Below are 18,806 nucleotides of genomic sequence, written 5' to 3' on the forward strand. Positions count from 1 at the left end.
CGTTCCGCGCGTTCTCACGTCTACGTATCCAGGGGGACCCCCAAGTGACCACTCCGCCGCCCCAGGGCAACCCGTTCGCGCAGGGCCAGAACCCCTACGCGCAGGGCCAGCCCCAGGCTCCGTACCCGCCCCGGGACGGCCAGCCCCAGCAGCCCGGCTTCCCGCAGCAGGGCGCCCCGTACGCTCCGGTCCCGCCGGAGCAGCCGCGCCGGAAGTTCGGCTTCAAGACGATCAAGAACGTGGTCATCGTGATCGCGGTCCTCACCGCGGTCATCGGCGGCTACATCGCCAGCCGGGACGACGCCGATCAGGCCGCCGTGGGTGACTGCCTGAAGTCCGCCTCGTCCTCCTCGGACCGTATGGAGGTCGTGGAGTGCACGTCCTCCGAGGCTGAGGCCAAGGTCCTGAAGAAGGTCGAGGGCAACTACTCGGAGATCACCGCCGAGACCGAATGCCGCAAGGTCAAGGAGGCCACGGGCTTCTACGCCGAGACCGGTGACGGGGCCGAGTTCCTGCTCTGCCTCGGGGACGTCTGATCGGACGCAGCGAAGAGGGGCGATGTTTCACGTGAAACATCGCCCCTCTTCGCGTTCGGGGAGGGCGTGTGGCGGACCGGTGTTTCACGTGAAACATCGGCACGTCCCACGGCCTCAGCCCTGCTCGGCCCACCACTCCTTGAGCGCCGCGACCGCGTCGTCGTGCTCCATCGGGCCGTTCTCCAGACGAAGCTCCAGCATGTGCTGGTAGGCGCGACCGACCGCAGGGCCCGGCTTGATGCCGAGGATCTCCATGATCTGGTTGCCGTCGAGGTCGGGACGGATGGCGTCCAGCTCTTCCTGCTCCTGGAGCTGAGCGATCCGCTCCTCCAGACCGTCGTAGGCCCGCGACAGTGCCGCCGCCTTGCGCTTGTTCCGCGTGGTGCAGTCCGAGCGGGTCAGTTTGTGAAGCCGGTCGAGGAGGGGCCCGGCGTCCCGGACGTAGCGACGGACAGCCGAGTCGGTCCACTCGCCGGTGCCATAACCGTGGAAGCGGAGGTGGAGCTCGACCAGGCGTGAGACGTCCTTCACGAGCTCGTTGGAGTACTTGAGCGCCGTCATCCGCTTCTTGGTCATCTTCGCGCCGACCACCTCGTGGTGGTGGAACGAGACCCGCCCGTCCTTCTCGAAGCGGCGCGTCCGCGGCTTGCCGATGTCGTGCAGCAGCGCGGCCAGGCGGAGGGTCAGGTCGGGGCCGTTCTCCTCCAGCGCCATCGCCTGCTCCAGGACGATCAGCGTGTGGTCGTAGACGTCCTTGTGTCGGTGGTGCTCGTCACGCTCCAGCCGCAGGGCCGGCAGCTCCGGCAGCACATGATCGGCGAGTCCGGTGTCGACCAGCAGCGACAGACCCTTGCGGGGGTGCCGGGACAGGATGAGCTTGTTCAGCTCCTCCCGGACCCGCTCGGCCGAGACGATCTCCAGGCGCCCGGCCATCTCCTTCATCGCCGTGACGACCTCGGGCGCCACTTCGAAGTCCAGCTGGGCCGCGAAGCGCGCGGCCCGCATCATCCGCAGCGGATCGTCCGAGAAGGACTCCTCCGGAGTGCCCGGCGTACGGAGGACGCGCGCCGCCAGATCGTCGAGTCCGCCGTGCGGATCGATGAACTTGTTCTCCGGCAGCGCGACGGCCATCGCATTCACGGTGAAGTCGCGCCGGACGAGGTCCTCCTCGATGGAGTCGCCGTACGACACCTCCGGCTTGCGCGACGTCCGGTCGTAGGCCTCCGACCGGTAGGTCGTCACCTCGATCTGAAAGCCGTCCTTCTGGGCGCCGACCGTGCCGAAGGCGATCCCGACGTCCCAGACGGAGTCCGCCCACGGCCGCACGATCTTCAGGACGTCCTGGGGACGGGCGTCGGTCGTGAAGTCCAGATCGTTGCCGAGCCGGCCGAGCAGCGCGTCCCGCACCGAACCGCCGACCAGGGCAAGTGAGAACCCGGCCTCCTGAAAGCGGCGGGCGAGGTCGTCGGCGACAGGCGCGACCCGCAGCGGCTCACTCGGCGCGGCGGGCGGCACCTGACTCAGGGCACGGGTGTCATCGTTGGCGTTCGGCACAACAGAACAGGGTACGTGGCCCGGACGACCGCGAGCGTCTCGATTAAGGGGGGCGAACACCCGCGTCTGCAGGGGCACGAACACCCGCGTCGCATACGGCACAAGGCACGCCCTCACGGCGTACGGAAGTGTTCCTCTTCATAGGCGCACATTCGGGACAGCGGCCCCCGCTCCCCCGATCTCCAGGAGCAGACCGCGGCACTTCCCCTCAGCGGGCATCGTTACCATGCGTGGACGCACATTCCGACGACCACTGACGACGAGGGACGGGCGAGCGCGTGGCCGAGGCGGCAGACTTCCAGGGGACGAGTCCCTCACCTGCCCGCCGGTGGTTGAGGCGCACCGGGGCGGTGCTGGCCGGGGCGCCGCTGCTGGCAGGACTGGTCCAGCTGCCCGCCGCCCCCGCAGCGGACGCCGCCGGGCAGTCCTCCGCGCGGCAGGCCTCCGGTTCCCGCACAGTGACCGTCGCCCTCGACTCGCTCAGCCCCACCGCTCCCACCGGGGGCGACACGCTGACCATCTCGGGCACGGTCACCAACCACGGCAAGCAGGCGGTCACCGACGCCCATGTGGACCTGCGCACGGGCCCGGAGATCACGACCCGCTCGTCGATCGACAGCGTCGCCAAGCGCACCGGCCACTCCCCGGGCTCCGACGGCACGGAGGTCGACGACACGTACCGCCAGGAGTTCGCGAAGCTCACGCCGGGCGTCGCCCAGCGCTTCAGCATCTCCGTGCCGGTCGACGAGCTGGACCTCGGCGATGCCGGCGTCTACCAGCTCGGCGTCGCCCTGTCGGGCGAGACGTCCGCGCAGCCCTGGGACCAGGTGCTGGGCATCCAGCGGACGTTTCTTCCGTGGCAGCCCGAAGAGGCGGACACGAAGACGAAGACGACGTTCCTGTGGCCGCTCGTGTCGACCGCGCACATGACGGCGGAGACGGGGTCGAACGAACAGCAGACGCCGGTCTTCCGCGACGACGACCTGGCCAAGGAGATCGCTCCGGGCGGCCGCCTGGAGCAGCTCGTGTCGCTGGGCAGGGACCTCGACGTCACCTGGGTGATCGACCCGGACCTCCTGGCCTCCGTCGACGCGATGGCCCGCGGCTACCGCGTCCAGGGCGAGGGCGACACCACCGCGCCGGGCACGCACCAGGCGGCCGCCAAGCAGTGGCTGGCGAACCTGCAGAAGGCGGTGGCCGACAAGGAGGTCGTCGCCCTGCCCTACGCCGACCCGGACCTGGCATCCCTCGCCCACAACGGGACGAACGTCACCGGCTCGCTGAGCCGCCTCAAGGAGGCCACGGACGTCGTCGCCAACACGGTGGAGCCGATCCTCCACGTGAAGCCGAACACCGACTTCGCCTGGCCCGTCGACGGCGCCGTGGACCCGTCGATCGTCAAGGTCGCCACCTCCGCCGGCGCCGACAAGGTGATCGCCCGCAGCGACAGCCTGGAGGAGACCGGCGACCTGTCGTACACGCCGTCCGCGGCCCGTCCCATCGGCGGCGGCACCACGGCGGTGGTCGCGGACGCACGGCTGTCGACGGCCTTCCAGGGCGATCTGACGAAGGCCTCCGTCAAGACGCTGTCCGTGCAGCGTTTCCTCGCCCAGAGCCTCGCCCTGAACCTGCAGACCAACCAGCAGCGCAGCATCGTCGTCGCCCCGCAGCGCATGCCGACCGCGAGCCAGGCCCAGGCCATGGCCGAGGCGATCACGGCACTGCAGACCGGCGGCTGGAGCGAGTCCCAGAACCTCGGCGCGGCCGCCAAGGCCAAGCCCGACCCCGCGGCCACCCGGAAGGTGCCGTCGGCCTCCGCGTACCCGTCCTCGCTGCGCAAGCAGGAACTGCCGCGCTGGGCCTTCGAGCAGATCGCGCGCACGCACGTCAAGCTCGACAGCTTCAGGGTGATCCTCACCGACCAGTCCCGCGTGGTGACCCCCTTCGGGCGCGCCATAAACCGCGAGATGTCCAGCTCCTGGCGCGGCCGGGCCGCCGAGGGCCAGAACTACCGCGACGGCGTGGAGGACTACCTCGACGGCCTCGCCGCGGGAGTCACCCTGATCGACAAGTCGGAGACCAAGCTCTCCGGCCGCAGCGCCACCATCCCGGTGACCGTCCAGAACAACCTGGTGCAGGACGTCGACCACCTGGTCCTGCGGCTCACCTCGACCAGCCCCACCCGACTGGAGATCGTCGGCAAGGGCTACGCCGAACAGCCCGTCACCGTCTCGGGCGGTCATAGCCAGTCGGTGAAGTTCGCCACGTCCGCGAACGCCAACGGCCGGGTGACCGTCAAGGCACAGCTGTTCACGCAGGACGGCAAGCCCTACGGACCGCCCGTCTACTTCGACGTGAAGGTCACCGAGATCACCGCCACGGTGATGCTGGTGATCGGCGGCGGCGTTCTGCTCCTCGTCCTCGCCGGCTTCCGGATGTACACCCAGCGCAAGCGCGCGGCCGCCCGGGAGGCGGAGGAGGACATCCCGGACACGGCCGACGAGCCCGCCGACGGTCCGGAGAACCCTGAAGGGTCCACGGACCGTCTCAGGGAGGAGTCCGGTCCCCGGCACGGGGCAGGCGACCCGGAGCAGCCGAGTGACCCTGGGCCGGACACCCCAGCGGAAAGCGCAGACCCGTCCGCGACGGGTGAGAGAGTGGACCGTTGAGATGTCGTGGCCGGTGGGCCCGGGACGATGAGGTGGGGTAACCATGAACGCGCCGTACGACGGTGACCGCGGCCAGGCCGCGGGCAGCTCGGGTCACCCCGAGGGCCCGCCGCCCGAGCACGGCCAGGTGCCGCCGCAGCACCCCGCGGACATGTACCTCCAGGACGCCTACGAACAGGACCCCTACCGGGCGCAGGACCTCGCCGCCCAGGACCCTGTGACCGAGGCGCTCTACGACCGCGCGGCACACCCGCCGCCGCCCCCGGGCACGTACCAGTCGCCGCAGCAGCTGTACGCCCAGCCGCCCCAGTCGCCGTACGCGCCCGACCCGCGGGTGTGGGCCCAGACGCCGGCCCCGGAGCCGGCGGGTCCCACGCAGCACCTGCCGTTCGGCGACGACCCCCGCACGACCCAGTACGTGGGCGTCGACGACCTGGTCACCCAGGCCGGTGACCAGCGCCACGAGCCCGACGCCTTCGCGCACCTGTTCCGGGACCAGCAGCAGACCGGCGTCCGCCCGCCGATGGACTACGCGGGCGTGCCGGGCCCGGCCCCCGCCCCGGGAACCGGGTACGGCCCGGCGGGACAGTACGAGGGGACGCACGCCGCGGAGGGCCAGTACGGCGGTGTTCAGGCACCCGGGCAGGCACCGGAGGCTGAGTACGGCGGTGCCCAGGCGTCCGCCGAGCCGTACCAGCCGTCCGCCCCACGGCCCGCTCCCGCTCCCGCCGCCCCGGCCAAGGGCGGACGGGCCGGGGGCCTGCTGAAGTCCAGCGCCGTCATGGCGGCCGGCACCCTGGTGTCCCGCCTCACCGGGTTCATCCGGTCGGCGATGATCGTCTCGGCCCTCGGCCTCGCCCTGCTGGGCGACGCCTTCCAGGTGGCCTACCAGCTGCCGACGATGATCTACATCCTGACCGTCGGCGGCGGTCTCAACTCGGTCTTCGTCCCCCAGCTCGTCCGCGCCATGAAAGAGGACGACGACGGCGGCGAGTCCTACGCCAACCGACTGCTGACCCTGGTCATGGTGATCCTCGGCGCCCTCACCGTGCTCGCCATGTTCGCCGCGCCGCTGCTGGTCCGGGCGCTTTCAGTCCCCGTCGCCAGCAACCCCGCGGCCAACGACACCGCGGTCACCTTCACCCGCTACTTCCTGCCCTCGATCTTCTTCATGGGCATCCACGTGGTGATGGGTCAGATCCTCAACGCCCGCGGCCGGTTCGGCGCGATGATGTGGACGCCGGTCCTGAACAACATCGTCATCATCGTCACGCTCGGCATGTTCCTCTGGGTGTACGGCAGCGCCGCCGACTCCGGGATGACGGTCGCGAACATCCCCCCGGAGGGCGAGCGGCTCCTGGGCGTCGGCATCCTGCTCGGCCTCGTCGTCCAGGCACTGGCGATGATCCCGTACCTGCGCGAGACCGGGTTCAGGCTCCGCCTGCGCTTCGACTGGAAGGGCCACGGCCTCGGCAAGGCCACGATGCTCGCCAAGTGGACGATCCTGTTCGTCCTCGCGAACCAGGCGGGCGCGCTCGTCGTCACCCAGCTCGCCACCGCCGCCGTCTCCGACAAGGGCATCGCCGGTACCGGTTTCAGCGCCTACGCCAACGCCCAGCTCATCTGGGGCCTCCCGCAGGCCATCATCACGGTCTCCCTGATGGCCGCCCTGCTGCCGCGCATCTCGCGCTCCGCCGCCGAGGAGGACGCGGGCGCCGTCCGCGACGACATCTCCCAGGGCCTGCGCACGACGGCCGTCGCGATCGTTCCGATCGCCTTCGGCTTCCTCGCGCTCGGCGTCCCGATGTGCACCCTGATCTTCGGCTCCTCAGGCACCACCGCGGCCACCAACATGGGCTACATGCTGATGGCCTTCGGCCTCGGCCTGATCCCCTACTCGGTGCAGTACGTCGTCCTGCGCGCGTTCTACGCCTACGAGGACACCCGCACGCCCTTCTACAACACGGTCATCGTCGCCGCGGTCAACGCGGGGGCGTCGGGCCTGTGTTACGTCCTGCTCCCCGCCCGCTGGGCCGTCGTCGGCATGGCCGCCTCCTACGGCCTCGCCTACGTCATCGGCGTCGGTGTCGCCTGGCGCCGGCTGCGCAAGCGGCTGGGCGGCGACCTGGACGGCGCCCGCGTGATGCGTACGTACGCCCGCCTGAGCATCGCCTCGGTACCGGCGGCGCTGCTGAGCGGCGCGGCCTGCTACTACATCATCCAGGCCATCGGACAGGGCGTCTTCGCGTCCCTCGCCGCGCTGGTGGCCGGCGGAGCCGTCCTGCTGGGCATCTTCTACGTCGCCGCCCGCCGGATGCGCATCGAGGAGCTGAACTCGCTCGTCGGTATGGTCCGGGGGCGTCTGGGCCGCTGAATCGGGGGGTAGGCGCACAACCATCGTCCGCCGCCGCGTGTCGTGCATAGCGGCGGACTGTGGGCACAATTGGTTTCGGCGTCGGACGGCGTGCAACGGGGTTCGGCCGGCGCGCTATGGATGGGGAGGCAGGAACGACGGTGGCGGAACGTAGCACGGCTGCCGTCGACGTGGCAGACAACAGCGGCGAAGAGCCGCTGACCGCCAAGGCGGACCAGGCGGACCAGTCCACGGCCGACGGGGTGGCCAACAACCCGGAGTGGGGCACGGAACACGACGTGGCACAGGGGAGTGGTGGGACCGAGCGTCCCGGAGCGAAGGCCTCGCCGCCCGAACTGCACAGCGGTCACAAGCTCGCGAGACGCTACCGGCTCGAGGACTGCGTCACCCGTCTGGACGGTTTCAGCAGTTGGCGTGCGGTGGACGAGAAGCTGCGCCGCGCCGTCGGCGTGCACGTCCTGCCCGCCGACCATGCCCGGGCCCGTTCCGTGCTGGCCGCGGCCCGCTCCTCGGCGCTGCTCGGCGATCCCCGCTTCGTCCAGGTCCTCGACGCCGTCGATGAGAACGACCTCGTGTACGTCGTACACGAGTGGCTGCCGGACGCCACGGAGCTCAGCACCCTCCTGGCCTCCGGGCCGCTGGAACCGCACGACGCCTACCAGATGGTCAGTCAGGTCTCCGCCGCCATGGCCGCCGCCCACCGCGAGGGCCTCGGCCATCTCCGGCTGAACCCCAACGCCGTCCTGCGCACGTCCACCGGACAGTGGCGCATCCGCGGCCTGGCCGTGAACGCCGCCCTGCGCGGCATCAGTTCCGACACCCCGCAGCGCACGGACACCGAGGCGATCGGCGCCCTGCTCTACGCGTCGCTGACCCAGCGCTGGCCCTACGAGAGCGACGCCTACGGCCTGTCGGGGCTGCCCAAGGACATCGGCCTGATCCCCCCGGACCAGGTGCGGGCCGGCGTCCACCGCGGCCTGTCCGAGCTCGCCATGCGCGCCCTCGCCAACGACGGTGCCACCGCCTCGCGTCACGAGTCGCCCTGCACGACGCCGGAGGAACTGGTGAAGGCGATCGGCGAGATGCCCCGCATCCGCCCGCCGGAGCCCGCCTTCACGGCGCCGCCGGACTACCAGCGCACCACGTACCAGCAGGGCACGTACGGCCGCCCCGCACCGCATCCCGGCGCCACCCAGCCGGTGCCGTCCCCGCCGCCCCCGCTGCAGAGCCGTACCGGCAAGGCCCTGAAGTGGGCCGTGTCCGCGCTGCTCATCGCCGCGCTGGGGCTGGGCAGCTGGCAGCTCGCGGATGCGCTGATGGAGCGCGGCAACCAGTCGGACGACCCGAACAAGTCGCAGACGACGGACGGGAACGACAAGAGCCCTGATAAGCCGACGAGCGGCAAGCCGATCGCCATCCAGAGCGCCCATGACTTCGACCCGTTGGGCAGCGACGGCGAGGAGTACCCCGACGACGTGGACAAGGTCTACGACACCACTCCGGGTACGTACTGGCAGACCAGCTACTACGAGGGCGCCAACTTCGGGAACCTGAAGCCGGGCGTCGGAGTCATCCTCGACCTCGGCAAGGCCCAGCAGGTCGGAAAGGTGACCGTCGCCTTCAAGGGAAGTACGTCGGTCGAGCTCCGCACCGCTTCCGGCGACACCAGCGGAATGCCGACGTCCTTCGACAGCTACAGCAAGGTCGCCGAGGGTTCGGGTACGACGGTGACGCTCAAGCCGGGCAAGACCCTCACCTCCCGGTACCTGCTGGTGTGGCTCACCGAGCTGCCGATACAGGCGGACGACGGCAAGTGGCGCGGCAGGATGATCGACGTCAAGGTGACCAGCTGAAGCTCCACACGACGAGGTCGGTCCGCAACCGTTCAAGGCCGCGGACCGACCGCTTCAGTCGTCCGTACCGAGCAGCTTCCGAGCGGCAGCCACTTTGGCGGTCTGCAGATCCAGGAACCGGTCGAGAACCACCTTGTTCTTCTTGATCAGGCTCCTCTGTATCGCGGACTCGGCCGTGTTCCAGCGACGGATGAGGTCCACCTTCTTCTTGCACTCCACGTCGCGCTGAGCCACGGCACGCTCATGGTCGGAGATGGGTCCTTTGGAGAACTCGGCGCTCCCCATGGCCGCCAGCGGGGTGGCATACGTGTACCCCTTGGCCTTCATGCAGGACGACCAATCGGAGAAAGCCTTCTCCACCTCCGGATCGGTGAGTGACGTCTCGAACCCGTCGAAGTCGACAGTCCGAGCCGCCGCCACGCCCTTGGCGTAGTCGTAAGGAACCCGGACGGTCCGATCCGCCTCACCGCTGCACCCGCCGCTGGGGATGGGTTCGCCGTTCGACGCCTTGGCTCCCTGGGCCAGAGCCTTTCCCTGCTTGTCCCTGCCGGACAGGGCGGCCACCTCGGCGTCCGAGTACTCCGTCTTGCTCTCCTCGGGCGGATGCACGACCGAGATCGGACGGTAGCCATAGGCAGCCGCGCGGGCCGGATCCTGAATGCCGTAGCGCCGGTTCTCCTCCGCGCCCCACTCACGCGGTTCGCTGTTGGCTGGCCGATACCTGAAGCCGAGGCGCTTCATGCACGTCCTGGTGACCTCGGTCACGGCACCCTCAACGGACGCCAGGTCGCTCCCCTGTAGCCGGTACCGGTCCATGGGGAGCTCGATCGCGACACCCGCGGGGCTGGGAACGGCCTGAGGGGCGCGGGTGCCCGTACCGCCGTGTTCCGTGCTCCTCTCCGAGACGGTCGAGCACGCGAAAGCGGTGAGGCTCAGGCCGACCAGCGCGACGCTCGCGGGAGCCCAGGACCAAAGTGTTCTACCTGCCACCTGTTGATTCCTTGATCCCTGCCTACAACGGAACGGCGGGTGAGGAACGAACCTCACCCGCCGAAGGACCTGCCGACGTCAGCGCCAGACCGCGCAGTTCGTCGTGGGGCCGCTGCCCGTGAAGTAGAACGAGGCGTTCTCGTTGTACGTCGGGCCCAACTGCTTCACGTCGTTGTACGAGCCGTCGCCATACCCGTACAGGAAGTCGCAGGCACCCCCGTAACCGCTGTAGAAGAAGATCGCGGCGTTGACGTCGTTCGCCGGGTACGTGAGCAGTGAGGCAGAGGCCGCGTTGTTCTTCACCGTCTGCCCCTGGCCGTTGCCCGAGCTCAGGAACGTGTAGCCCGCGAAGTCGGACACAGAGCTCGTAAACGCTGTGTGCGACCCGGACCAGGCCGAGTTGTAGTAGAGCTGCAGACACCGGCTACCGCTCGGGCAGTTGGTGTACGTGGCTGCCGACGCGTTCGTCGGCAGCAGCGCCAGGAACGCCGCAGAAACCGAGAGCACCGCCGCCGTGATGCGACGCTTCACTTGTCCCTCCCCTAGTTATCCCGCAGAAACGCAGCGCTGTGCCCGCGAAGAAAATGATCAACGCGCGGAGTCTACTCACAGTGAGCGCACAGCTGAACTTCCTAAAGCAACAGCCTGACCCTCTTTCACGGCACAGTCGGACCATCGGCCGGCCACTGTGTGGCATTCTGGCGCTCAGGCTTACGAATCGGGTTGACAGCATCACGGTTGCCTCCCCTAGGGAGTCGGGGGATATGTGTGGATAGCGGATCGAGCCGAGCCGATGTGTCGGACGCCGATCTCCTTGCGCACCATGTCGCGGGAGACAGAGACGCCTTTGCTGAGCTCGTACGCCGCCATCGCGACCGGCTCTGGGCGGTCGCGCTGCGGACACTGGGCGACCGCGAGGAGGCCGCTGACGCGGTCCAGGACGCTCTCGTCTCCGCCTACCGGGCCGCCCACACCTTCCGCGGTCAGTCGGCCGTCACGACCTGGCTGCACCGCATCACGGTGAACGCCTGCCTCGACCGCGCCCGCAAGGCGGCGTCCCGCAAGACGTCCCCCGTCGACGACACGGAGCGGCTGGAGCAGCTGCTGGAGCCGCACGAGTCGGCCTCCGCGCCCGCTGAGCGCAACGATCTGCACCGCCAGCTCCTCGAAGCACTCGGCACACTCCCTCCCGACCAGCGCGCCGCCCTCGTCCTGGTGGACATGCAGGGCTACCCGGTCGCCGAGGCCGCCCGCTTCCTCGATGTCCCGACCGGGACGGTGAAGAGCCGCTGCGCCCGCGGCAGAGCCCGGCTCCTGCCGCTGCTCACCCATCTGCGACCGGGGCAGGCCGACGACACCGAAGAGCCGGCCGCCGGACGGAACCGGGCGCAGAGGACATCCGTCCCACCGGCAGCGGGACCACACGACGCGGGCCCGCGGCATGCAGGACCAAGCGATTCAGCTGCTGTGAAGGGCGGAGGTGGGCGAGCGTGACTTCCACGACGGACACGGCGGGGCACCCGGACGTCACGGAGATCTCCGACCTCACCGAAGGCCTGCTTCCCCCGTCCCGGACCGCTGATGTGCGGCGCCATCTGGACGCGTGCGAGCTCTGCGCGGATGTCCTCACCTCGCTCGAGGAGATCCGCGGGCTGCTCGGCACGCTGCCGGGCCCGGCCCGCATGCCTGCCGATGTCGCCGAGCGGATCGACGCCGCCCTCGCCGCGGAGGCCTTGCTCAATGCCACGGCGCCCGAGGCGCCGAGCGCCCCGGTGTCCGTGGAGACAGCGCACACGGACGACGGCGCGCATGTTTCACGTGAAACATCGACTGCGGCGGATCGCCCGTCGGGTCATGCCCACACCTCCACCACAGGGCCGGGGCGCAAGGGCCGCGGGCGCGGAGGGCGCCGCAGGGTCGCCGTTCTGGGCACCGTCCTCTCCGTCGGCGCCCTCGGGCTGGCCTCCCTCTTGGTGTCCTCAATGGACGACAACCGGGGCACGACCGCCCAGGAACGGCAGTCCGCGGCTGCCGACACCTTCTCCTCGGGCAAGCTCGAGGAGAAGGTCGCGGACCTCCTGACCCAGAGCGACAAGTCCGGTGGCACGTCGCGTACCCCCCGCGATCCGGGTGCGGAGTCGGTGCCCGGCAGCGATGGTCCCCGCATCCTCACCAGGCCCACGGTCCCGGTGCCCGAGTGCGTGCGGAAGGGCATCGGTCGCGATGACGACGCCCTGGCGACCGAGTCCGGTACATATCAGGGGACCAGCGCTCTGCTCGTGGTCATGCCCGACACCTCGGCCCCCTCACGGGTCACGGCGTACGTCGTTGATTCCACGTGCGTGAAGGAGGCGCCTTCGGCTTCCGCCGAGGTCCTGTTGGAGCACACCTACCGGCAGGGCTGAGGACGCACCTGCACCCCTCGTCTGGTCCGCTCTCCCACGGGTATCAGCTCCAGGGACGGCTCTCCGTGTGCCCGGGCACAGCGGGAATGCGCGCCCCTTAGGATCCGTTGGGTGGGGTGAGAGTTCTGAAAGGGGCTCCCACCGGTCGACCGACGCAGTCCAGAGACGAGGAATCAAGCCGTGAGCGACGTCCGTAACGTGATTATCATCGGCTCCGGGCCCGCCGGCTACACGGCGGCGCTCTACACCGCGCGCGCGTCGCTGAAGCCGCTGGTGTTCGAGGGTGCCGTCACCGCCGGTGGCGCCCTGATGAACACCACGGACGTGGAGAACTTCCCTGGCTTCCAGAACGGCATCATGGGCCCCGAGCTCATGGACAACATGCGCGCCCAGGCGGAGCGCTTCGGTGCCGAGCTCGTTCCGGACGACATCGTCTCCGTCGACCTGACCGGTGAGATCAAGACCGTGACCGACACCGCCGGCACGGTCCACCGTGCGAAGGCCGTGATCGTCGCCACCGGCTCGCAGCACCGCAAGCTCGGCCTGCCGAACGAGGACGCCCTGTCCGGCCGCGGTGTCTCCTGGTGCGCCACCTGTGACGGCTTCTTCTTCAAGGACCAGGACATCGCCGTGATCGGCGGCGGCGACACCGCGATGGAGGAGGCCACCTTCCTCTCGCGCTTCGCCAAGTCGGTGACGGTCGTCCACCGCCGGGACACCCTGCGCGCCTCCAAGGCGATGCAGGAGCGTGCCTTCGGGGACCCGAAGATCACCTTCGTCTGGGACAGCGAGATCGCGGAGATCCAGGGCGACCCGAAGCTCTCCGGTCTGAAGCTGCGCAACGTCAAGACCAGCGAGCTCTCGGACCTGCCGGTCACCGGCCTGTTCATCGCGATCGGGCACGACCCGCGTACCGAGCTGTTCAAGGGCCAGCTCGACCTGGACGAGGAGGGCTACCTGAAGGTCAACGCCCCGTCCACCCGGACGAACCTCACCGGTGTCTTCGGCGCAGGCGACGTGGTGGACCACACCTACCGCCAGGCGATCACCGCGGCCGGCACCGGCTGCTCCGCCGCGCTGGACGCCGAGCGCTACCTCGCCGCCCTCGCGGACGAGGAGAAGGCCGAGCCCGAGAAGACCACTGTCTGATCCTTCCCCACCCCCACGCACCAACCAGTTAAGGAGCCCGCCGTGGCCGGCACCCTGAAGAATGTGACTGACGACTCCTTTGAGCAGGACGTCCTCAAGAACGACAAGCCCGTTCTGGTGGACTTCTGGGCCGCCTGGTGCGGTCCGTGCCGTCAGATCGCGCCGTCCCTCGAGTCAATCGCCGCCGAGTACGGCGACAAGATCGAGATCGTCAAGCTGAACATCGACGAGAACCCGGGCACGGCCGCCAAGTACGGTGTCATGTCGATCCCGACCCTGAACGTCTACCAGGGTGGCGAGGTCGCCAAGACCATCGTCGGCGCCAAGCCCAAGGCCGCGATCCTGCGCGACCTCGAGGACTTCATCGCCGAGTAAGAGGGCTGCGCCGTCGAGCCGACGGCGCAGCGCATGTTTCACGTGAAACATGAATGGGCCAACCCCACCGGGTTGGCCCATTCGCTTTACCGGCGTCGCGTGCCGGTAACCCTGTTCACAGCGGTCGCAGGGCCGGTTCCTTCTGAACCGCTCCGAGCAACCGGTCCAGTGCCATCTCCACGTCTTCCTTCCAGGAGAGCGTCGTCCGCAGCTCCAGTCGCATCCGCGGATACGTGGGATGCGGCCTGACCGTCTTGAAGCCCACCGCGAGCAGATGCTCGGCGGGGAGGACACAGGCGGGTTCTTTCCAGCGGGCGTCTCCGAATGCCTCGATCGCCTTGAAGCCCCGCCGCAGCAGATCCTTCGCCACCGTCTGGACCATCACGCGGCCCAGCCCTTGACCCTGGTACCCCGGCACGATGAACGCGGTCATCAGCTGCACCGCGTCCGGTGAGACGGGGCTCGTCGGGAAGGCCGTCGAGCGGGGCACGTAGGCCGGGGGCGCGTAGAGCACGAAGCCCACCGGCGCCTCGTCGACGTAGACGACCCGCCCGCAGGAACCCCACTCCAGCAGGACGGCCGAGATCCAGGCTTCCTTCTCCAGCGCGGGCGTGCCCGCCTTTACCGCGGCCTCGCCGCTGACTGGGTCCAGCTCCCAGAAGACACACATGCGACAGCGCCGGGGAAGGTCCTGAAGGTTGTCCAGCGTGAGCGGTACGAGCCGACGCCCCATAAAGGCTGTTCCTCGCTTCCCTCGCCCGCCGCATCGCGGGCGGCAGTCAGAGCACTCCGTTCCCTGAGCAGGCTGCCGACGAACCCGCCGACCGCGCCCAGGCCCAGTCCCGCGCTCAGCAGTCCGGCCCGGCTCATCGTTCGCATGGCCCCCGCCTCCCCATAGACGTGCCGTAGACCAACTGCCAGGTCGCTGCGCCATACCCGAACGCATCGTATCCATGATGCGATTCCATCGATACCGCCAGAAAGCAAAGTGCGGGCCGTGTTCCGGTACACACCGGACACGGCCCGCACGAACGCCCGTCGAGCGGGATCACCTCGCCGACCGGGGCCTCCTCATCAGCCGTCCGACTCCTCGGAGTCGCCGCCGTCCAGCAGGCTTCTCTGCAGGACTGGCCCCTCGCCCGGGGCAAGGGAGCCGAGGATTCGCTCCAGGTCCTCCATGGAGGCGAACTCGACGGTGATCTTGCCCTTCTTCTGCCCGAGGTCGACCTTGACCCGCGTCTCGAAGCGATCCGAGAGACGGGTCGCCAGGTCGGTCAGCGCCGGAGAGACCCGCCCGCCGGCCCGCGGACCCTTGGAACGCTGAGCCGTCGTGGGCCGCGACCCCATGAGGGTCACGATCTCCTCGACCGCGCGCACCGAAAGCCCTTCGGCCACGATCCGATGGGCCAGCCGGTCCTGCTCCTCCGAGTCCTCCACGGAGAGCAGAGCACGCGCGTGTCCGGCAGAGAGCACACCCGCCGCCACCCGGCGCTGAACCGCCGGCGAGAGCTTCAGCAGACGCAGCGTGTTGGACACCTGCGGACGGGACCGGCCGATGCGGTCCGCCAACTGGTCGTGCGTGCAGTTGAAGTCCTTCAGCAGCTGGTCGTAGGCGGCCGCCTCTTCCAGCGGGTTCAGCTGCGCCCGGTGCAGGTTCTCCAGCAGGGCGTCGAGGAGGAGCTTCTCGTCCTCCGTGGCACGCACGATCGCCGGGATCGCCTCCAGCCCTGCCTCGCGGCAGGCCCGCCAGCGCCGCTCGCCCATGATGAGCTCGTAGCGGGCGGGACCCAGCTGGCGTACCACGACCGGCTGGAGGAGACCGACCTCCTTGATGGAGGTGACGAGCTCCTGAAGCGCATCCTCGTCGAAGACCTCACGGGGCTGCCGGGGGTTCGGCTTGATGGAGTCGAGAGGCAGCTCGGCGAAGTGGGCGCCCATGGGAGGTGCGGGCATGTCCACGACGCCGTGCACCGACGGCTCTTCGGTTTCACGTGAAACAGGCGGCAGTGTGGCCACCTTCGCCGCAGCCACGCCGCGTTCGGAAGTCAGCACCGGCACCACCGTGGGAGACGGGGATGCGGCACCTCCCACCGCAGCCTGGGCCGGCGTCTTCTCGGTCGGGGCCGCAGGGATCAGTGCCCCGAGACCACGGCCCAGCCCCCTCCGTCGCTCGCTCACTGGATCCCCTCCACCATGCTTCTGTCGCTCTGGGCGCCGATATGGGCGTGCGTAGCGTCATAGCTGACGCCCACACCCCTCAACGCGATTTCTCGTGCCGCCTCAAGATAGGACAGGGCACCACTCGATCCTGGATCGTAGGTCAGAACCGTCTGCCCGTAGCTCGGCGCCTCCGAGATGCGGACCGAGCGAGGGATGCTCGTCCGCAGCACCTCGTCGCCGAAGTGACTGCGCACCTCGTCCGCGACCTGGGAGGCGAGTCGCGTCCGGCCGTCGTACATGGTGAGCAGGATCGTCGAGACATGCAGCGCGGGGTTGAGGTGCCCCCGCACCAGATCGACGTTGCGCAGCAGCTGGCCCAGGCCCTCCAGCGCGTAGTACTCGCACTGGATCGGGATGAGGACCTCCTGGCCCGCCACGAGGGCGTTGACCGTCAACAGGCCGAGCGAGGGCGGACAGTCGATGAGGATGTAGTCCAACGGCTGCTCGTAGGCCTGGATCGCCCGCTGGAGACGGCTCTCCCGCGCCACCAGGGACACCAGCTCGATCTCCGCACCGGCGAGATCGATCGTGGCAGGGGCGCAGAAGAGACCCTCGACATCGGGAACCGGTTGGACGACCTCCGAGAGCGGCTTGCTCTCGACCAACACGTCGTAGATGGACGGGACTTCCGCGTGGTGGTCGATCCCCAGAGCGGTGGACGCGTTGCCCTGCGGGTCGAGGTCGATCACCAGGACACGGCCGCCATGCAGAGCCAGCGAAGCGGCCAGATTGACGGTCGTCGTCGTCTTGCCCACCCCACCCTTCTGGTTGGCGACGACGATGACACGGGTCTGTTCAGGTCTTGGCAGACCCTCACCGGCCCGGCCCAGAGCCTCGACCGCCAGTTGGGCAGCACGACCGATGGGAGTGTCGTCCATCGGGGGCGGTGTTTCACGTGAAACATCCTCCCCCGGCGACTCGGTACGGGGACCGGGGACCGGATCGGTCATCGGTCCCGCGATGTTGGCGTCGGACCGCAAGGATTCACTCTCCTCGACTTCAGGCTCGCAATGAACAGAGCCTCCCATGCCTTCGGGGTCGTGAACCAGTGAGGCCTGGTGTTCTGTGGAGAAATCCACCTCTGTGGACAACTCCGTGCCCCTTGAGGGGGCCGGACTGTCATCGGAAGCGCCCGGAGCCTCGCCGAGTGAGCCAAGAGGCTTACGGTCGCGGGGTTCGGCCGCGGCGCGACCGCGGCTGATAATGCCGTGCAGCAGTGAGCGACGTTTCACGTGAAACACGATGCACAGCCGCCGAACCCGGACTGTCGCGACACTCCGGGTTGCGTAGGTTTGCCAGCTTGTGTGGAGTACGTCTCGTCCTCAGGACGGATCAGCGCCGTCGGCGCGTCCGTCCCGTCCGCGCCGCCTTGGCCCGCTTCGCCGCGAAGCGCACACCGCCGGGACTCTCCCCGACCTCGACGCGCACCACCGTGGACATGGGATCCACGACGCCCTCACCCACATGCAGGATGGAGGTCCCCACCGCCCCGAGCTTGCTGAGCGCGGTCGCGGCGGCCTTGAGCTCCTCCTCCGCTGTGTCGCCCTTGAGCGCGAGCATCTCGCCGTAGGGCCGCAGCAGCGGGATGCCCCAGGTGGCCAGGCGGTCCAGCGGGGCCACCGCCCGCGCCGTCACCACATGGACCGGCGGGAGCTTGCCCATGACCTCCTCGGCCCGTCCACGCATGACGGTGACATGGTCGAGGCCGAGCAGCTCGACGACCTCGGTGAGGAAATTCGTCCGCCGCAGCAGAGGCTCCAGCAGCGTGATCTTCAGGTCCTCACGGACCAGGGCCAGGGGAATACCCGGCAGACCGGCACCGGAGCCGACATCGCAAACGGTGACGCCCTCGGGTACGACCTCCGAGAGCACCGCGCAGTTCAGCAGATGCCGCTCCCACAGCCGGGGCACCTCCCGGGGGCCGATGAGACCTCGCTGTACGCCCGCCTCGGCCAGCAGCTCCGCGTACCGCACCGCGTCCGCGAACCGATCGCCGAATACCGCCCGGGCCTCCTCGGGAGCGGGGGGGAGCTCCGCTGCCTCCGTCACGGGGACCGTCCTTCCGTACCCTCCAGCGCACGCGCGCTGACTACCAGGCTGACAAAGATCGGCCCCGCCTGCGCAACAGACGGGGCCGGTGGAGCGTGGGGCCGCTCAGGCGGGCAGCACGACGACGAAGCGCTGCGGCTCCTCGCCCTCGGACTCGCTGCGCAGCCCCGCGGCCTTGACGGCGTCGTGCACGACCTTGCGCTCGAACGGCGTCATCGGCTTGAGCTTCACGGGCGAGCCGCTGTTCTTGGCCTCGGCGGCCGCCTTGGCGCCCAGCTCGGAGAGCTCGGAACGCTTCTTGGCGCGGTATCCCCCGATGTCCAGCATCAGCCGGCTGCGGTCACCGGTCTCCCGGTGCACGGCCAGGCGCGTGAGCTCCTGGAGCGCCTCCAGCACCTCACCGTCCCGGCCGACCAGCTTCTGCAGGTCACGGCTCCCCGCGTCACTGATGATCGAGACAGCGGCGCGGTCACCCTCGACATCCATGTCGATGTCGCCGTCAAGATCGGCGATGTCCAGCAGACCTTCGAGGTAGTCCGCCGCGATCTCGCCCTCCTGCTCCAGGCGGGTCAGGGTGTCTGCACCCTCGGCAGCGGCGGAGGTGGTGCCTTCCGTCACGGGATGGACTCCTT

The 18,806-nt window shown here is 69.3% G+C and carries 16 protein-coding genes; 8 read left to right on the forward strand and 8 right to left on the reverse strand.

Annotated features, from left to right (window positions below; genetic code table 11):
* Positions 1-44 precede the first annotated feature (44 nt).
* The gene (locus IPT68_RS18325) at positions 45-536 is read left to right on the forward strand and encodes an LppU/SCO3897 family protein (protein WP_189695997.1); all 492 of its coding nucleotides are present in this window, start codon (positions 45-47) and stop codon (positions 534-536) included.
* Positions 537-650: 114 nt separating this feature from the next.
* Here IPT68_RS18325 and IPT68_RS18330 read toward each other — a convergent pair whose 3' ends face one another.
* Complete coding sequence (locus IPT68_RS18330) at positions 651-2,090, reverse strand: CCA tRNA nucleotidyltransferase (RefSeq protein WP_189695996.1); 1,440 nt, start codon at positions 2,088-2,090, stop codon at positions 651-653.
* Between the two features lie 278 nt (positions 2,091-2,368).
* On the opposite strand from IPT68_RS18330, the gene IPT68_RS18335 reads away from it, so the two are divergent.
* From IPT68_RS18335 to IPT68_RS18345, 3 genes are all read left to right on the forward strand, one after another.
* Entirely contained in the window at positions 2,369-4,759 is a 2,391-nt protein-coding gene (locus IPT68_RS18335) for a DUF6049 family protein (protein WP_189695995.1), read from the forward strand.
* A 43-nt stretch (positions 4,760-4,802) separates the two neighbouring features.
* Positions 4,803-7,133 carry a murein biosynthesis integral membrane protein MurJ gene (gene murJ / locus IPT68_RS18340; protein ID WP_189695994.1) on the forward strand — a complete coding sequence of 777 codons (2,331 nt, stop codon included), beginning with the start codon at positions 4,803-4,805 and terminating at the stop codon, positions 7,131-7,133.
* A gap of 140 nt (positions 7,134-7,273) precedes the next feature.
* Positions 7,274-8,986, forward strand: a complete 1,713-nt coding sequence (locus IPT68_RS18345) for a protein kinase family protein (protein WP_189695993.1) — start codon at positions 7,274-7,276, stop codon at positions 8,984-8,986.
* Positions 8,987-9,040: 54 nt separating this feature from the next.
* Here the strand turns inward: IPT68_RS18345 and IPT68_RS18350 are convergent, their stop codons facing one another.
* Positions 9,041-9,751, reverse strand: coding sequence for a hypothetical protein (locus IPT68_RS18350; protein ID WP_189695992.1), 711 nt, complete (start codon positions 9,749-9,751; stop codon positions 9,041-9,043).
* 303 nt (positions 9,752-10,054) lie between these two features.
* Positions 10,055-10,507, reverse strand: coding sequence for a hypothetical protein (locus IPT68_RS18355; protein WP_189695991.1), 453 nt, complete (start codon positions 10,505-10,507; stop codon positions 10,055-10,057).
* Positions 10,508-10,744: 237 nt separating this feature from the next.
* Here IPT68_RS18355 and sigM point away from each other — a divergent pair, with 237 nt between their 5' ends.
* The 4 genes from sigM (at position 10,745) to trxA (ending at position 13,905) form a co-directional block, all read left to right on the forward strand.
* Positions 10,745-11,470, forward strand: a complete 726-nt coding sequence (sigM, locus tag IPT68_RS18360) for an RNA polymerase sigma factor SigM (RefSeq protein WP_189695990.1) — start codon at positions 10,745-10,747, stop codon at positions 11,468-11,470.
* A complete protein-coding gene (locus IPT68_RS18365; RefSeq protein ID WP_189695989.1) occupies positions 11,467-12,381 on the forward strand; it encodes an anti-sigma factor family protein in 915 nt (304 codons plus the stop codon). The genes sigM and IPT68_RS18365 overlap by 4 nt, the downstream gene beginning before the upstream one ends.
* Before the next feature lie 180 nt (positions 12,382-12,561).
* The gene (gene trxB / locus IPT68_RS18370) at positions 12,562-13,530 is read left to right on the forward strand and encodes a thioredoxin-disulfide reductase (protein ID WP_189695988.1); all 969 of its coding nucleotides are present in this window, start codon (positions 12,562-12,564) and stop codon (positions 13,528-13,530) included.
* A gap of 42 nt (positions 13,531-13,572) precedes the next feature.
* Positions 13,573-13,905, forward strand: coding sequence for a thioredoxin (trxA, locus tag IPT68_RS18375; protein ID WP_189695987.1), 333 nt, complete (start codon positions 13,573-13,575; stop codon positions 13,903-13,905).
* Between the two features lie 115 nt (positions 13,906-14,020).
* Here trxA and IPT68_RS18380 read toward each other — a convergent pair whose 3' ends face one another.
* From IPT68_RS18380 to IPT68_RS18400, 5 genes are all read right to left on the reverse strand, one after another.
* On the reverse strand, positions 14,021-14,638 hold the full coding sequence (locus IPT68_RS18380) for a GNAT family N-acetyltransferase (RefSeq protein WP_189695986.1): 618 nt from the start codon (positions 14,636-14,638) through the stop codon (positions 14,021-14,023).
* Positions 14,639-14,979: 341 nt separating this feature from the next.
* A complete protein-coding gene (locus IPT68_RS18385) occupies positions 14,980-16,083 on the reverse strand; it encodes a ParB/RepB/Spo0J family partition protein (RefSeq protein WP_189695985.1) in 1,104 nt (367 codons plus the stop codon).
* On the reverse strand, positions 16,080-17,153 hold the full coding sequence (locus IPT68_RS18390; protein ID WP_189696199.1) for a ParA family protein: 1,074 nt from the start codon (positions 17,151-17,153) through the stop codon (positions 16,080-16,082). Before IPT68_RS18390 ends, IPT68_RS18385 begins: the two co-directional genes overlap by 4 nt.
* Before the next feature lie 304 nt (positions 17,154-17,457).
* Positions 17,458-18,174, reverse strand: a complete 717-nt coding sequence (gene rsmG, locus IPT68_RS18395; RefSeq protein WP_189695984.1) for a 16S rRNA (guanine(527)-N(7))-methyltransferase RsmG — start codon at positions 18,172-18,174, stop codon at positions 17,458-17,460.
* Between the two features lie 105 nt (positions 18,175-18,279).
* Positions 18,280-18,792, reverse strand: coding sequence for a Jag family protein (locus IPT68_RS18400; protein ID WP_189695983.1), 513 nt, complete (start codon positions 18,790-18,792; stop codon positions 18,280-18,282).
* Positions 18,793-18,806: the final 14 nt, after the last annotated feature.

The organism is Streptomyces chromofuscus, from assembly GCF_015160875.1.
Classification (GTDB): domain Bacteria; phylum Actinomycetota; class Actinomycetes; order Streptomycetales; family Streptomycetaceae; genus Streptomyces; species Streptomyces chromofuscus.

Coding starts and splice junctions, on each gene's coding strand:
- murJ (WP_189695994.1), top strand. CDS start 4,803: ATGAACGCGCCGTACGACGGTGACCGCGGCCAGGCCGCGGGCAGCTCG.
- IPT68_RS18380 (WP_189695986.1), bottom strand. CDS start 14,638: ATGGGGCGTCGGCTCGTACCGCTCACGCTGGACAACCTTCAGGACCTT.
- IPT68_RS18390 (WP_189696199.1), bottom strand. CDS start 17,153: ATGGGAGGCTCTGTTCATTGCGAGCCTGAAGTCGAGGAGAGTGAATCC.